Here is a 14305-nt window from a genome sequence, read left to right on the forward strand (position 1 = left end):
ATAGCCACAGCGGCCGACCCCGGGGCCTTTATCCCGGCGGCCCTTGGCGATAGGCGCTGGGCGCGACGCCAAACCAGCGCTTGAAACTCTGGGAAAAACTCGACAGGTCGCTGAAGCCCAGCCGCTCGGCGATCTGCGTCAGGCTCAAGGCCGGGTTGCCCAATAGCTCCAGTGCTCGAGCGCTGCGGTGCTGGCTCTGTAATTGCCGGTACGACGTGCCCTCCTCCCGCAAACGACGCTTGAGGGTACGCGCGCTGGTCCGACTCAACCGCGCCATGCTCGGCAGGTCCGGTACCCTGCCGGAGGGGGCGGCCTCAAGATACTGGCGCACCAGGGCCGTAGCCCCCTGAGGCGCTGCACGACGCTCCAGCAACTGTGCACACATCTGCTCGCACATCGACACCGTCAGTGGATTGGCCTGGGGCAAGGCCCGGGTCAGGAAGCGCCGGTCGAAGGCCAGGCCATGCTGCGCGGCCCGATAGGCGGGACTCAGGCCGAGGATCTGCTCCACCTCCCCCTTGCTGCGCGCCACAGGACGGCCATTGCACCGGGTAAACCGCGTCAGGCGAAAGTCCGGGCCCACAATCTCCTTCATCAATACCGCCGCAGCGGCCATGTCCCGCTGCAGCAGAAACTCCCGTACCGCCGGGTCCGCCACCGCAGGCTCAGCAAACGTCAGCACGCCCAGCTCCTGCTCCAATCGATAGCCGATCGTGGCAAAGGCATAAGTCAGGGGTAAGAAGCGCAAGGCCAGGTTCAAGGCATCCGCTGCGGTCGTACTGCTGATCAGGCCATAGCCAAACAGGCCGTAGCTGGAGAAGTGATAGCGCGCGCCCACGACGTAACCCAAGCCCCGGGGATTGCCCAGCAAACCCAGCAGATTGCTCACCAGTTGCAGTTCCTGAGCCGCCGTCAACAGGCTATTGGGGTCCTGCAACTGCTCCAGGGACAACCCCGAACCGGCCAGCAAACTCGACACTGGCAAGCCCTTTTCGCGGCCGAAGCTCACCAGCAGCAAGGCGCTGGAAGGTCCTCGGGTGTAGGTCTGGATACTCATGGGTCGGACTCATGAACCGCTGATTTGGCCCAAATACTAAAGCACTTGTCCCGTTACAGCATGGGGCCTGCACTTTATTCCCTGCATGCTTCACTGATCGGGGCTGCACCACAGAAACAAGGACGTGGCCTCGGGAGGATCAACCCAGTGCCGCACAACAATAACAACGAGGTCGTCATGCCCCAATCAGCACCTGCCTGCACCCCACCCTCCAGCCCAACCGCGCCCCTTGAGGCCCTGATCATCGGCAGCGGCTTCGGCGGCCTGGGCATGGCCATCGCCCTGCGCAAGGCCGGGGTCGATCAGTTCATCCTTCTTGAGAAAGGCCAGGACGTCGGTGGCGTCTGGCGCGACAACACCTACCCCGGCGCCGCCTGCGACGTGCCTTCGCACCTGTACTCGTTTTCCTTCGAGCCCAACCCGAACTGGTCCCGGGTGTTCGCCCCCCAGGCAGAGATCCACGGTTACCTGCAGCATTGCGCCCAGCGCTACGACCTGCTGCGCCACATCCACTTTGGCAGCGAAGTGCGCCACGCCCGGTTCGATGAAGCCAGCAGTTGCTGGCAGGTCATCTGCCGCGATGGCCAGGAGCACTTCAGCCGCCTGCTGATCAGCGCCACTGGCCAACTGAGCCGCCCCGCCCTGCCCAATCTGCCGGGCCTGGACAGTTTCCAGGGTCATGTATTCCATTCCGCAGCCTGGGACCATCACTACCCTCTGGCCAACAAGCGGGTGGCGGTGATCGGCACTGGCGCCTCGGCCATCCAGTTCGTTCCGCAGATCGCCGATCAGGTGGCCGCGCTCAAGGTCTTCCAGCGCTCCCCGGCCTACATCATGCCCAAGGCCGACCGCGCCTACCGCCCGGAGGAAAAGCAGCGATTCGCCCGCCATCCGCTATGGGCCAAACTGGTGCGCGCCGCCTACTACCTGCATTTCGAATCCCGGGCCCTGGGCTTTACCCGCCTCAAGAGCCTGACCCAATGGGTGGTCGGTATTCCTTTTCACAAGCTGCTGAATGCCTCGGTGCCCAACCCCGAACTGCGCCAGCGCATGACCCCGGACTATCCCATCGGCTGCAAGCGCATCCTGCTGTCCAACGACTACCTGAAAACCTTCGCCAGCCCCCATGTCGAGCTGTTGACCCAGGGCATCGAGCGCATTACCGAGCACGGCATCACAACCCTCGACGGCCAGCAGCACCCGGTGGACGCCATCATCTATGGCACCGGCTTCGCCGCCACCGAATTCCTTTCGCCGATGCGCATCAGCGGCCGCGGCGGGGTCGACCTGAACCAGGCCTGGCAACATGGCGCGGCAGCCTACCTGGGGCTCAGCGTGCCCGGCTTCCCCAACTTCTTCATGCTCTACGGCCCCAACACCAACCTGGGCCACAACTCCATCATCCACATGCTGGAAAGCCAGATATCCCACGTGATCAAGGCCCGCCGGGCGCTGCTCAAAAGCGCGGCGAAAACCCTGGAGGTGGACGAGTCGCCCTACCAGCGTTTTCAGTGGCGCATCCAGCGCCGCCTGGCCACCTCGGTGTGGAGCGGCTGCCAGAGCTGGTATGTCGACGCACAGGGGCACAACAGCACCAACTGGCCCGGTTTCACCTGGAGCTACAGATGGCTGACCCGCTATGGCGGACTGTCCGCCTACCGATTTGCCAGCCCCCTGGAGGCGCCGTTTTCGCCCAGCGATGGACAGCGAGTGGCCCCACCCGGGGATTGGCTGGAACGATGCAACGCGGCTTTCTTGCGGCTTTTCCTGAGAGCCAGTTTCAGGACCCTGATCGGCCCGCCGCGGCAACTGGTGAGCCAGCGCAAGCTCGTCAACGCCCTCTCCTGGCTGATGCCCGGTGGCCTGGGCGTAATCCGCAAGCGCACGAGCCTGGGTCAGTCGGCGGTGCAGTGCGTCGAGCCCAAGGCCCGGACCTCGAACGCGGTCATCCTCTACCTGCACGGCGGCGCCTTCTGCCTGGGCAACCCGGACACCCACTACAGCGTCACCAGCCGCCTGGCCAGGGAGACTGGCTGCCGCGTCTGGGCGCCTGACTACCGACTGGCACCGGAGCATCCCTACCCGGCCGCGCTGGACGACTGCCTGGCCTGTTATGACGCCATCCGTGCCCAGGGCTGCCCGGCGCAACAGCTGCTGATTGCTGGTGACTCTGCCGGGGGCGCCCTGGCGCTGGCACTGGCGCTGACCTTGAAGCAACGCGGCGAGCCGTTCGCGGCCGGGCTGATACTGCTCTCGCCGGTTACCGATCCCGACCTGGGCGCTGACAGCCTTCAATCCCGATCCGCCGTCGACCCGATGATCCGCCGCGACTGGCTGGAACAGGCCCTCAAGGCCTACGCCGTCCCTGCACAGACGCTTTCACATCGCCCTCTGGAAGCGGACCTGCGCAGCCTGCCACCGATGCTGATCCAGGTCGGCGACCAGGAACTGCTGCTGTCCGACTCCATCCGCCTGGCCGAACGGGCACGGGCGTCCGGCGTGCCCTGCCAGCTGGAAATTCACGACGGGCGCTGGCATGTCTTCCAGTTGCAGGCCTTCTATCTGCGCTCTGCCAGGAACGCCCTGCGCAGCATCGCCCGGTTTGCCCAGCGGTGCCTGGAACCCGCCGCCAGTCCCCCAGCGCCGTCCACGCCGCGGGCCGCAGCCGAACCGGCACAAGCTGCGCAATCCAGCTGAAACCTGCCGCCGCGCCGACTGCGCGGCGGCCTTGCCTTGCTTGAACGCCGCAACCCGATCCCCGCCCCACCAAGTTCTGATGGCCAGAACCGGCTTGTGAAGGTAAAACAGAGCCCCTCGAAGAAGGCCGACTCGGCCACGGAAAACTCAAGACCGCCTTAGCGCGCCATGCACCGGGTTTTCCACGACCTCATCCATCAGTGACCAAGGGACCAGCACTTATGAGCAACGAGCACGACACCCCCAGCGAAGCACTGCGCCTGAGCAGTACCGACATCCGCGTTCTGGGTTCGTTGATCGAAAAGCAGGCCACCAGCCCGGAAACCTATCCCCTGACCCTCAATGCCCTGGTGATCGCCTGCAATCAGAAAACCAGCCGCGAACCGGTGATGAACCTGACCCAGGGCCAGGTCGGCCAGAGCCTGCGCGCCCTTGAAGCACGGGGCTTCACTCGGTTGGTCATGGGCAGCCGCGCCGACCGCTGGGAGCAGCGCCTGGACAAGGCCCTGGAACTGGTGCCGGCGCAGTTGATCCTGTGCGGCCTGATGTTTCTGCGCGGTCCGCAGACGGTCAACGAACTGCTGACCCGCAGCGGGCGCATGCACGATTTCGAAGACAGCGAGCAAGTCCTGCACCAGCTCGAACGCCTGATCGCCCGGGGCCTGGCCCTGCACATCCCGCGTCAGGCCGGCCAGCGCGAGGACCGCTACACCCACGCCCTGGGCGACCCGGCGGATATCGAAGCGATCCTCGCCGCCCGCGGCAACCCGGTGGAGCGCAGCGCCGGCGGCGCGGTTTCAGTGGAGCGCATCGAAGAACTGGAAGCGCGGATTGCCGCCCTGGAAGAACGTCTGGCCCAACTCGAAGGCTGACTCCCGTAGCCGCTGCCGAAAACTGCGATCGCCCCCCAAAAAAGGGGCGACGCCCTGGCAGACGCCCAAACCTTGTCGCAGCCTGCGTCAGCGGCTACAGGGCCCGGGCGAAGGCCACGGCCTGGCGGAACTGCTCCTCGCTCGGGCGCACGCCGGTATACAGCACAAACTGCTCCAGGGCCTGAATCGCAATCACCTCCAGCCCGGTGATGACCTGCTTGCCTTCGGCCCTGGCCCGCAGGATCAACGGCGTCTCCGACGGCACGGCCACCACATCGAACACCCGGTCCGCCGCAGCAATCGCCTCGGCCTCGAACGCCAACTGCTGCGCTTGCGGGCCACCGCTCATGCCGATCGGGGTCACGTTGATCAGCATCTGCGGCCGCAGGCTGCCCAACTCCGCCTGCCACTCATATCCCAAGGCACTGGCCAGGGCGCGCCCGGTGACTTCATTGCGCGCGACGATCACGCCCTGGGCATAACCGCCATCACGCAAGGCACTGGCCACCGCCTTGGCCATGCCGCCGCTGCCGCGCAGGGCGAAGGTCGATTCCCGTGGCACGTCGTGCTCGGCCAGCAACTGGGCCACGGCAATGTAATCGGTGTTGTAAGCCTTCAGGTGACCGTCGGTATTGACGATGGTGTTGATCGAAGCAATGGCCTTGGCCGAGGCATCCAGCTCATCCACCAGGGCGATGCAGTCCTCCTTGAACGGCATGGACACGCCGCAGCCGCGAATCCCCAACGCACGTATCCCCCGCACCGCACCAGGCAGGTCCTGACTGCTGAAGGCCTTGTAGTAGAAATTGAGCCCCAACTGCTCATACAGATGATTGTGAAAACGCAGGCCGAAGTTCCCCGGACGCCCGGACAGCGACATGCACAACTGGGTGTCTTTGTTGGGGTTCATTTGCATATTCATCTCCTCGCTGGGCACTTTCGGATAGACGGGCTTGGTCAGCCAAGCCCCTTGTGCCTGATCATATCGGCGCTGGTTTGCAGGCCCCTGCAGCGCCCAGGGATGACGGTAAAGAGGCCGGTACAGACCTTACACAATATTTACTCAGCGGCTGTGCAGATTTTCCAGAAACCGCTGTCTTAGCAGTATCCCCGCGTCAGTTCTTGAGTCTGGTGCAGACCATAAACGCAGGGGTTGAACCGAGGACCAACCATGATTTCCAAAATCCCCAAGATTGCCCTGCTCATAGGTGCACTGGCTGTCGCCGGCCAGGCATCGGCCCACGGTGGTGGCTGGGCCGGCCCCGCAGCGCTGGGCGCAGTTGTCGGTGCAGCCGTTGTGGGCTCGGTGATCGCCAACCAGGATCGTCCGGTCTACGTGCAGCAGGCGCCGGTGTATGTGCAACCCCAGCCGGTGTATGCCGCGCCACCACCGCCGGTCTACTACCAGCCAGCACCGGTCTATGTCCAACAACCGGTCTACTACCGCCCGGCGCCGGTGTACTACGGTCCGCCACGGGGCTACTACGGCCACCCTCATTACTACTACGGCCCACGTCCCGGCCGCTGGTAACCGTCCACTGAAACAACCACAGGCCCCGCCCTCGAAGCGGGGCCTGTTGCATTTTGCCATCACCCGGATGTCTGAATAATCCCGAACAATGTCGCGACTGGAACAGTATTTGCCTGCAAATCCGGGAATAGTGCGCTGATCCCACGACGGCCCTGAGCAACGCGGGACTGTCATGTTTGTGTCATTCAAGGACTGCAAGATCGACCCAGTCCGCTCGCCACAGGCCCATAACAACAAGGACGACCCCATGCCCACGCAAAACCCCCACCGCGTCGAAGGCCTCTGCACCTCCAGCCGGGTGTACGACGCCCTGACCGAACTCAAGCATCTGGAAGGCCATCGCTGCGCCAAGTTTCTCTCGCTGCTGGCCCAGAATCTGGTGCGCAAGGGCCTGCTCAATGAGCAGGAAGTGCTGCACATGCTCGATCAGGTGGTGGACTGAACGACCGCAGCCGCTAGCACCGGCATCAATGTCCACTATCAGACTGGGTGATTTTTCGTAGCACTTGAGGCTTTGTAAGGTAACTCCTCGCCAATCGAGGAGGTTGTCATGTCCAAGGTTCAGATCATGTCCGTTATCGGCAGTGCCGTCCCCGCGTCGCTCAGGCAACTGGGCTTGCTGGCCTGCTGGTACCTGGTACGCGACGGCGAAGCCGTCAGCGGCCCGCTGACCTCCCTGCCCGCCGCCCAGGCCCTGTCCAGGCAACTCGATCTGCACAGGGTCCACTACTAAGGCAACTGCACTCGAGGCCGGGTTTCGACGAACAGCGCCCAACTGGACATGAACAGCGCGGCGATCAAGGGCCCGATGACAAACCCGTTGAGGCCGAAGATCGCCAGCCCGCCCAGGGTCGAGATCAAAATCAGGTAGTCCGGCATCTTGGTGTCCTTGCCCACCAGGATGGGCCGCAGCAGGTTGTCCACCAGGCCGATCACGAACACCCCGAACACCCCCAGCACTACCCCTTGCCAGATCGCTCCGCTGATCAGGAAGTACGCCGCCACCGGCCCCCAGACAATCCCCGCCCCCACCGCCGGCAGCAATGACAGAAATGCCATCAGCACTGCCCACAACAAGGCACTGGGAATATCCAGGAACCAGAAGATCATTCCACCCAGGGCGCCCTGGGTCACCGCCACCAGCACATTGCCCTTGACCGTAGCCCTTACCACCCGATTGAACTTCAATTGCAGCCGGCGTTTCTGGTACTCGGCCAGGGGCACGGCGGTGCGGATCTTGCGCGCCAGTTCGGCGCCATCACGCAAAAAGAAGAACAGCAGGTAGAGCATGATGAAGAAGCTCACCACGAACTCGAAGGTGCCCTGACCGAAGCTGAACGCCTGGGTCGCCAGGTACTGACTGCCCTGCATCGCGCTCTTGACCGTCTTCTCCTGCAAGCCCTTGAGCTCGCCAAGGCCCAAGCGATCCAGCAGGTGCTGAAAGTAGGGTGGCAGGCTGTGCTTGAACTGGGCCAGGTAGCCGGCGATGTCCAACTGACCGCTTTCGATCTTCTTGTACAGCTCGGCCCCTTCCTGGACCAGCAACACACTGGTGATGATCACCGGCAAGATGGCGATCACCAGGCAGATCAGCAGGGTGCACAAGGCCGTGAGATTGCGCGGCCAGCCGAACTTCAATTGCAGACGGCGCTGCAAGGGAGCAAAGACGATGCCCAGGATCACCGCCCAGAACAGTGCTCCGTAGAACGGCAGCAAAATCCAGATGAACGCCACCGTCACCAGGACCAGTAACAGCAGCAGGCTTTTGTTTTGCAGGTTGTTTTGATTCATGTCCGATCCAGATCAGTCAACGCCCCATCACGGCGTCCTGAGGTTAGTCCGCAGCCGTGATGCCGAGTGCGTTTTTTCTGCATCAGACATAGATCCAGATCAATGAATGCCCGCCAGCACTGGCTTACCCTCGCGACCTTTTGCGACCGACAGCCCCATGACGCTCCTCGCCAAGCCCGAACTCCTGGCCCCCGCCGGCACCCTGAAAAACATGCGCTACGCCTTCGCCTACGGCGCCGATGCGGTGTACGCCGGCCAACCGCGCTACAGCCTGCGGGTGCGCAACAACGAATTCGACCACGCCAACCTGGCCCTCGGTATCCGCGAGGCCCAGGCCCAGGGCAAGCGTTTCTACGTGGTGGTCAACATCGCCCCGCACAACGCCAAGCTCAAGACCTTTCTCAAGGACCTGGAGCCTGTCATCGAGATGGCCCCGGATGCGCTGATCATGTCCGACCCGGGGCTGATCATGCTGGTGCGCCGGCACTTCCCGGCCATGCCGATCCACCTCTCGGTGCAGGCCAACACGGTGAACTGGGCCAGCGTCGAATTCTGGCAACTGCAAGGGCTGACCCGGATCATCCTGTCCCGGGAACTGTCCCTGGAAGAAATCGAGGAAATCCGCCAGAAAGTGCCGGCCATGGAGCTGGAAGTCTTCGTCCACGGCGCCCTGTGCATGGCCTATTCCGGACGCTGCCTGCTCTCGGGCTACATGAACAAGCGCGACGCCAACCAGGGTACCTGCACCAACGCCTGCCGCTGGAAATACAAGGCCGAAGCAGCCACCGAGAACAACCTCGGGGACATCGTCCAGACCTTCCAGCCGGAGCCGACCCTGGGCCTGGGGGCACCCACCGACCAGGTGTTCCTGCTCCAGGAAGCCAATCGCCCGGACGAGCTGATGCCGGCCTTCGAGGACGAGCACGGCACCTACATCATGAATGCCAAGGACCTGCGGGCGGTGCAGCACGTGGAGCGCCTGACCCGCATGGGCGTGCACTCGCTGAAGATCGAGGGCCGGACCAAATCACACTTCTACTGCGCGCGCACCACCCAGGTGTACCGCCGGGCCATCGACGACGCGGCGGCCGGGCGCGAGTTCGACCGCAGCCTGATGAACGATCTGGAATCCCTGGCCCAGCGCGGCTACACCGAAGGCTTCCTGCGGCGCCATGTACATGACGAGTACCAGAACTACCAGAACGGCAGCTCGGTGTCGGAACGCCAGCAGTTCGTCGGCGAACTCACCGGCGAACGCCGTGACCGTCTGGCAGAAGTGAAGGTGAAGAACCGTTTCGCCCTGGGCGATCACATGGAACTGATGACCCCCAAGGGCAACTTCCATTTCGATCTGCACGAACTGCAGAACGCCAAGGGCCAAGCCATCGAAGTCGCCCCGGGGGATGGCCACACCGTGTACCTGCCGATCCCCGATCAGGTGGACCTGCGCTTTGGTCTGTTGATGCGCGACATCAGCGCCTGAAGCGCAGCGCTCTTGCCAGCCGCCCCGGGCGGCTGGCAGAGCACAACATCAGATCCGGAACTGCCCCACCAACCGACCCAGGCGCTGCCCCAGGTCCGCCAGGCTGCGTGACGTCTGGGCCCCGCGCTGGGTTTCATCGGCCACGCTGTCCACCGCCACGGCAATCTGATGCACGCTGCGGTTGATCTCCTCGGCCACTGCGGTCTGCTCTTCGGCGGCACTGGCAATCTGCGCGTTCATCGAATTGATGGTGCCAATCAGCTGAGCCATGGTGTCCAGCGAGGCACCGGCCTCGTTGGCTTTCACCGAGGTGCCATCGCCGGCGTCGCTAGAGCGGCGCATGGCGTCCACCGCCACCCGGGTGCCCTGCTGCAGGCGATCGATCATGCCCTGGATTTCCTGGGTGCTTTGCTGGGTACGGCTGGCCAGGGCCCGCACTTCATCGGCGACCACCGCGAAACCGCGCCCGGCCTCCCCGGCCCGGGCCGCCTCAATGGCCGCGTTCAGTGCCAGCAGGTTGGTCTGCTCGGCGATGGAGCGGATCACATCCAGCACGCTGACGATCGACGTCACGTCCTGCTGCAAGCTGTCCAGGGAAGTGCCGCTGTTGCGAATATCGCTGACCAGGGCATGGATCTGCTGAATGCTGCCATCCACCACGCGCTTGGCCGCCTGGCCTTCCTCATCGGTCTGTTGCGCCGCCACCGCCGCCCCCTGGGCACTGCGCGCCACTTCCTGGGCAGCCGAAGACATTTCATTGATCGCCGTGGCCACCTGATCGGTCTCGTGGCGCTGACGCTCCATGGCCTGTTCCGAACGCTGGGCCTGATCCGAAACCTGGGTCACCAGCTCGGTGAGCTGCCCGGTCATCTCGGTGATCTGGCGCACCAGACCGTGGATCTTGTCGACAAAACGGTTGAACGAACCGGCCAGTTCTCCCAGTTCGTCCTGGCTGGTGATCGCCAGACGCCGGGTCAGGTCGCCTTCGCCGGCGGCGATGTCATCCAGGTTGGCCTTCATCAGGTTCAGCGGCCGCAGCATGGTGTTGGCCACCAGCAGGCCCAGGGCCGCAATCACCAGCAGCACCACCGCGGCGATCCCGAGGATGCTCAGGACCATGCCTTCCATGCGTTGGTTGACGCTGTCCTGGACCGCCGCCACCTGGGCGTCGATGCCGTCGAGATTGACCGAGGTGCCCAGCACCATGTCCCACTTGGGCAGGTACTCGGTGTAACCCAGCTTGGGCACCAGCACGTCGCTGCCCGGCTGGGTCGAGCTGTATTGCACATAATGGCTGCCGTCCTTGCCCACGCGCACCAGCTCGCGGTTGACATAAACGCCGTTGGGGTCGCGATTGTCCTTGAAACTCTTGCCCACGCCGTCCGGGCTGTTGCCCTTGAACAGGCGGACGGTTTCGGAGTCGTAGCCGAAGAAGTAGCCGTCCTTGCCGTAAGTGATGTTGGACAGCAGCTTGACCACCTCGGCCCGGGCCGCCTGATCCCCGGGCGCCGCCGCGTCATACAGGGGCTTGATCGTGTTCAGGGCGACTTCGACATAGCTCTGCAGCGTGGTCTTGGCCTCGCCCAGCAGACGACTACGGGTTTCCTCAACCTCTTTCTGGGCCTGCTGGCGCAACATGAACACCGTGCTCAGGCTGATCACCAGCGCGAACAGCAGTACCGGGAGTACCGCCAGGGACAGGACTTTGGCCTTCAGGCTCAAGCGCATAGTGGGCTCACTCTTGGTTTTTTATTGGTGTGATAAGCCGTTAACGGCACACCAAAACAAAAGTTGAGCCCGACCTCACAGGAGCGGGCCTGCCGGTTAGAGGGCCGGCAGACCCTGCAGCGCCTTGAAGGACGCCTTCACCGGCAAGCCGGCTCCGGCATAGAGAGGGATGGAATCAGAGGACCATGGCCGCGACCCAGCCAAAGGCCAGCAGCGGCAGGTTGTAATGCAGGAAGGTCGGGACCACGGTGTCCCAGATGTGATGGTGCTGACCGTCGATGTTCAGCCCCGAGGTCGGGCCCAGGGTCGAATCCGAGGCCGGCGAGCCCGCGTCACCCAGCGCCCCGGCGGTGCCCACGATGCAAACGATCGCCAACGGGCTGAAACCCAGCTGCACGCACAAGGGCACGAAGATCGCGGCCAGGATCGGCACCGTGGAAAACGACGAACCGATGCCCATGGTCACCAACAGCCCCACCAGCAACATCAGCAAGGCCCCCACGCCCTTGCTGTGGCCGATCCACGCCGCCGAGGCTTGCACCAGGGAATTGACCTCGCCGGTGGCCTTCATCACTTCGGCGAACCCGGAGGCAGCGATCATGATGAAGCCGATCATGGCCATCATCTTCATGCCTTCGGTGAACAGCTCGTCAGTCTCGCGCCAGCGCACGATGCCCGACACCGAGAACATCAGGAAGCCGCACAAAGCCCCGATAATCATCGAGTCCAGCAGCAACTGGATCAGGAACGCAGCGACGATCGCCGCCCCCGCCACCAGCAGGGTCCGCGGGTTGTACTGCACCGCCACCTGCTCGACTTTCTCGATCCGATCCAGGTTGTACACGCGCTTCTTGCGGTAGCTGAAGAACGCAAGCAGCAGGCCGCAGAGCATGCCCAGGGCGGGAATGCCCATGGCGTGGGTGACATTGATATGGCTGATATCCACCCCGCTGCGGGCCACGTTGGCCAGGAGGATCTCATTGAGGAAGATGTTGCCGAAGCCCACCGGCAAGAACATGTAGGGGGTGATCAGGCCGAAGGTGATGACGCAGGCGATCAACCGCCGGTCCAGTTGCAACTTGGTCAGTACATAGAGCAGCGGCGGCACCAGCAGTGGGATGAAGGCAATGTGGATCGGCAGAATGTTCTGCGAAGCAATCGCCACCACCCACAACAGGCCGATCAGCAGCCATTTGACCTGGCCGCCGCCGTGGGCGTCCTGGCGATCCACCAATATCAGGATCTTGTCCGCCAGGGCATGGGCCAGGCCGGACTTGGCGATGGCCACGGCGAAGGCGCCGAGCAAGGCGTAGGACAGGGCCACGGTGGCACCGCCACCCAAACCACTGTTGAACGCCTTGAGGGTAGCCTCGATCCCCAGGCCACCCGTCAAGCCGCCCACCAGGGCACCAATGATCAGGGCGATCACTACATGCACGCGGGACAGGCTGAGCACCAGCATCACGCCAACCGCGGCAATTACTGCGTTAATCATCGTTACCTCATTACTGCGCCGCTAAAAAAGGCGCAAAAGCCTGTGACCGACCGGAAGGCAGCGGGCTGCCGACATCGAGATGAAAGAGGTTCTTATTAGAGGGCGCGCACTTTGCAGCAGCGCAACCAGCTTGTCAAAACCCGCACCCCGCCGCCCGCAGGAGCAAGCTTGCGCGCGAAGCACCCAAGCCCACCGTAGCCGTGGCGAGGGCGCGCGTTCCCGACGGGCTGCACCGCAGCCCCAGAGCCTCACGGCTTATTTCGAACAAGCGTTTAAAGAACGCCGTTCGTCGGCCGTTACAGTGCAAAGTCTCAGATATTTATCGAATAAAGGACGCCTCCATGTCGCTCAGACAACTTTCCATCCAATGGAAGATCACCCTGCTGGCCGGACTCTGCCTGTTGGGCATCGTGTCGCTGTTGGTGGGGCTTTCGCTGTATCGCATGGAGCACAGCTCCGAGCTGGTGAAAGCGTCGAGCATGGAGATGCTCAACGAAGCAGCCCAGGCGCGGATCGAAGCCCAGGGTGAAGTCCAGGCACTGGGCATTCGCCAACAGTTCATGGACGCCTATCAATACGGCCACGGCTTTTCCCGCCAGGTGCTGTTCCTGCGGGAACAGGCCGAGAAACGTTTCCTCGACGCCTTCGACCTGCGTGAAGACCTGACCCGCCAGGTCAAGTCGGCGCTGCAGGCCAACCCCGAGCTGCTGGGCCTGTCCCTGGTGTTCGAAGCCAACGCCCTGGATGGCAAGGACGAGTTGTTCAGCGGCCAGAGCGAATTGGGCAGCAACGAAAAAGGCCGCTTCGCCCTGTACTGGTCCCAACCCACCCCGGGCCAGCTGACCTCCATGGCGTTGCCGGAAAGCGACATGAGCGACACCCGCAGCGGACCCAGCGGCCAACCGGCCAATGCCTGGTTCACCTGCCCGCGCAGCACCCTCAAGCCCTGCGTGATCGAGCCCTACTTCTATGACATCGACGGCCAGAAGGTGCTGATGACCAGCATCGTCTTCCCGCTGCTGGTCAACGGCAAAGTCATCGCCTCGCTGTCGGTGGACATCAACCTCAACAGCCTGCAGGCCATCAGCCGCGATGCCAGCCAGAAGCTCTACGCCGGCCAGACCAGCGTCAGTATCCTCAGCCCCGCAGGCCTGCTGGCCGGCTATAGCGCGGATGCCAGCAAGCTCAGCCAGCGCCTGGACAGTGTCGACAGCGTCAACGGCGCCGAACTGATCCGCCAACTGGCCGATAGCACCCAGACCCACAGCCTGCACAGCCAGCAGAAACTCAAGGTCCTCGCCCCCTTCACCCCGATCCCTGGCGGCAAGCCCTGGGGCGTGCTGCTGGATGTGCCGGAAAAGGTCCTGGTGGGTCCGGCCGAAGCCTTGAAAAGCGAACTGGACGCCAGCAACAACAGCGGCACCCTGATGGAGCTGGGCCTGGGCCTGCTGGCTGCCGTGGTGGGCCTGCTGCTGGTGTGGCTGATGGCGCGCAGCGTGACCCGGCCGATTCTCGGCGTGGCGCACATGCTCGAAGACATTGCCAGCGGTGAAGGCGACCTGACCCGGCGCCTGGCATACAACAACAAGGACGAGCTGGGGCAACTGGCCGGCTGGTTCAACCGTTTCCTCGACAAGCTGCAGCCGATCAT

The 14305-nt window shown here is 63.5% G+C and carries 11 protein-coding genes and 2 pseudogenes; 7 read left to right on the forward strand and 6 right to left on the reverse strand.

Annotation, left to right across the window (positions count from 1 at the left end; genetic code table 11):
* Positions 1 to 28: 28 nt before the first annotated feature.
* Positions 29 to 1057, reverse strand: a complete 1029-nt coding sequence (locus tag ACMGF8_RS25465) for an AraC family transcriptional regulator ligand-binding domain-containing protein (protein WP_416757640.1) — start codon at positions 1055 to 1057, stop codon at positions 29 to 31.
* A gap of 177 nt (positions 1058 to 1234) precedes the next feature.
* On the opposite strand from ACMGF8_RS25465, the gene ACMGF8_RS25470 reads away from it, so the two are divergent.
* Both ACMGF8_RS25470 and ACMGF8_RS25475 read left to right on the forward strand, forming a co-directional pair.
* The gene (locus ACMGF8_RS25470; RefSeq protein ID WP_416757642.1) at positions 1235 to 3754 is read left to right on the forward strand and encodes a flavin-containing monooxygenase; all 2520 of its coding nucleotides are present in this window, start codon (positions 1235 to 1237) and stop codon (positions 3752 to 3754) included.
* 221 nt (positions 3755 to 3975) lie between these two features.
* Positions 3976 to 4626: a YceH family protein gene (locus ACMGF8_RS25475; RefSeq protein ID WP_102864640.1), complete on the forward strand. Its 651-nt coding sequence runs from the start codon at positions 3976 to 3978 to the stop codon at positions 4624 to 4626.
* Positions 4627 to 4720: 94 nt separating this feature from the next.
* Here the strand turns inward: ACMGF8_RS25475 and ACMGF8_RS25480 are convergent, their stop codons facing one another.
* Positions 4721 to 5542 (reverse strand): shikimate 5-dehydrogenase, encoded by an 822-nt coding sequence (locus ACMGF8_RS25480; RefSeq protein ID WP_207166255.1) that lies wholly within the window; start codon positions 5540 to 5542, stop codon positions 4721 to 4723.
* A gap of 255 nt (positions 5543 to 5797) precedes the next feature.
* Here ACMGF8_RS25480 and ACMGF8_RS25485 point away from each other — a divergent pair, with 255 nt between their 5' ends.
* From ACMGF8_RS25485 to ACMGF8_RS25495, 3 genes are all read left to right on the forward strand, one after another.
* Positions 5798 to 6157, forward strand: a complete 360-nt coding sequence (locus ACMGF8_RS25485) for a hypothetical protein (RefSeq protein ID WP_102864638.1) — start codon at positions 5798 to 5800, stop codon at positions 6155 to 6157.
* A gap of 247 nt (positions 6158 to 6404) precedes the next feature.
* Entirely contained in the window at positions 6405 to 6599 is a 195-nt protein-coding gene (locus ACMGF8_RS25490) for a hypothetical protein (protein ID WP_102864963.1), read from the forward strand.
* 108 nt (positions 6600 to 6707) lie between these two features.
* Positions 6708 to 6890: a hypothetical protein gene (locus ACMGF8_RS25495; RefSeq protein ID WP_416757645.1), complete on the forward strand. Its 183-nt coding sequence runs from the start codon at positions 6708 to 6710 to the stop codon at positions 6888 to 6890.
* Here the strand turns inward: ACMGF8_RS25495 and ACMGF8_RS25500 are convergent.
* On the reverse strand, positions 6887 to 7948 hold the full coding sequence (locus ACMGF8_RS25500; protein ID WP_102881844.1) for an AI-2E family transporter: 1062 nt from the start codon (positions 7946 to 7948) through the stop codon (positions 6887 to 6889). The genes ACMGF8_RS25495 and ACMGF8_RS25500 overlap by 4 nt on opposite strands.
* Positions 7949 to 8105: 157 nt before the next feature.
* Here ACMGF8_RS25500 and yegQ point away from each other — a divergent pair, with 157 nt between their 5' ends.
* Positions 8106 to 9431, forward strand: a complete 1326-nt coding sequence (gene yegQ / locus ACMGF8_RS25505) for a tRNA 5-hydroxyuridine modification protein YegQ (RefSeq protein ID WP_102864635.1) — start codon at positions 8106 to 8108, stop codon at positions 9429 to 9431.
* Between the two features lie 48 nt (positions 9432 to 9479).
* On the opposite strand, the gene ACMGF8_RS25510 is transcribed toward yegQ, so the two are convergent.
* The 3 genes and pseudogenes from ACMGF8_RS25510 to ACMGF8_RS25520 form a co-directional block, all read right to left on the reverse strand.
* On the reverse strand, positions 9480 to 10301 hold the full coding sequence (locus ACMGF8_RS25510; protein WP_416760374.1) for a methyl-accepting chemotaxis protein: 822 nt from the start codon (positions 10299 to 10301) through the stop codon (positions 9480 to 9482).
* A 36-nt stretch (positions 10302 to 10337) separates the two neighbouring features.
* A pseudogene (locus ACMGF8_RS25515) lies at positions 10338 to 11159 on the reverse strand (cache domain-containing protein); the annotation flags it as partial.
* Positions 11160 to 11334: 175 nt separating this feature from the next.
* Positions 11335 to 12651 (reverse strand): Na+/H+ antiporter family protein, encoded by a 1317-nt coding sequence (locus ACMGF8_RS25520; protein WP_207168104.1) that lies wholly within the window; start codon positions 12649 to 12651, stop codon positions 11335 to 11337.
* A gap of 1487 nt (positions 12652 to 14138) precedes the next feature.
* On the opposite strand from ACMGF8_RS25520, the pseudogene ACMGF8_RS25525 reads away from it, so the two are divergent.
* Positions 14139 to 14285 (forward strand): annotated as a pseudogene (locus tag ACMGF8_RS25525) (HAMP domain-containing protein); the annotation flags it as partial.
* Positions 14286 to 14305 lie beyond the last annotated feature (20 nt).

The sequence above is a fragment of the Pseudomonas sp. BNK-7 genome, assembly GCF_048072025.1.
Lineage (GTDB): Bacteria > Pseudomonadota > Gammaproteobacteria > Pseudomonadales > Pseudomonadaceae > Aquipseudomonas > Aquipseudomonas danubii.

What these genes read in the sequence shown, in the direction of transcription:
- ACMGF8_RS25510 (WP_416760374.1), bottom strand. Translation starts at nt 10,301, where the DNA reads ATGACCGGGCAGCTCACCGAGCTGGTGACCCAGGTTTCGGATCAGGCC.
- ACMGF8_RS25490 (WP_102864963.1), top strand. Translation starts at nt 6,405, where the DNA reads ATGCCCACGCAAAACCCCCACCGCGTCGAAGGCCTCTGCACCTCCAGC.
- yegQ (WP_102864635.1), top strand. Translation starts at nt 8,106, where the DNA reads ATGACGCTCCTCGCCAAGCCCGAACTCCTGGCCCCCGCCGGCACCCTG.
- ACMGF8_RS25500 (WP_102881844.1), bottom strand. Translation starts at nt 7,948, where the DNA reads ATGAATCAAAACAACCTGCAAAACAAAAGCCTGCTGCTGTTACTGGTC.
- ACMGF8_RS25485 (WP_102864638.1), top strand. Translation starts at nt 5,798, where the DNA reads ATGATTTCCAAAATCCCCAAGATTGCCCTGCTCATAGGTGCACTGGCT.
- ACMGF8_RS25475 (WP_102864640.1), top strand. Translation starts at nt 3,976, where the DNA reads ATGAGCAACGAGCACGACACCCCCAGCGAAGCACTGCGCCTGAGCAGT.
- ACMGF8_RS25495 (WP_416757645.1), top strand. Translation starts at nt 6,708, where the DNA reads ATGTCCAAGGTTCAGATCATGTCCGTTATCGGCAGTGCCGTCCCCGCG.
- ACMGF8_RS25470 (WP_416757642.1), top strand. Translation starts at nt 1,235, where the DNA reads ATGCCCCAATCAGCACCTGCCTGCACCCCACCCTCCAGCCCAACCGCG.
- ACMGF8_RS25465 (WP_416757640.1), bottom strand. Translation starts at nt 1,057, where the DNA reads ATGAGTATCCAGACCTACACCCGAGGACCTTCCAGCGCCTTGCTGCTG.
- ACMGF8_RS25480 (WP_207166255.1), bottom strand. Translation starts at nt 5,542, where the DNA reads ATGCAAATGAACCCCAACAAAGACACCCAGTTGTGCATGTCGCTGTCC.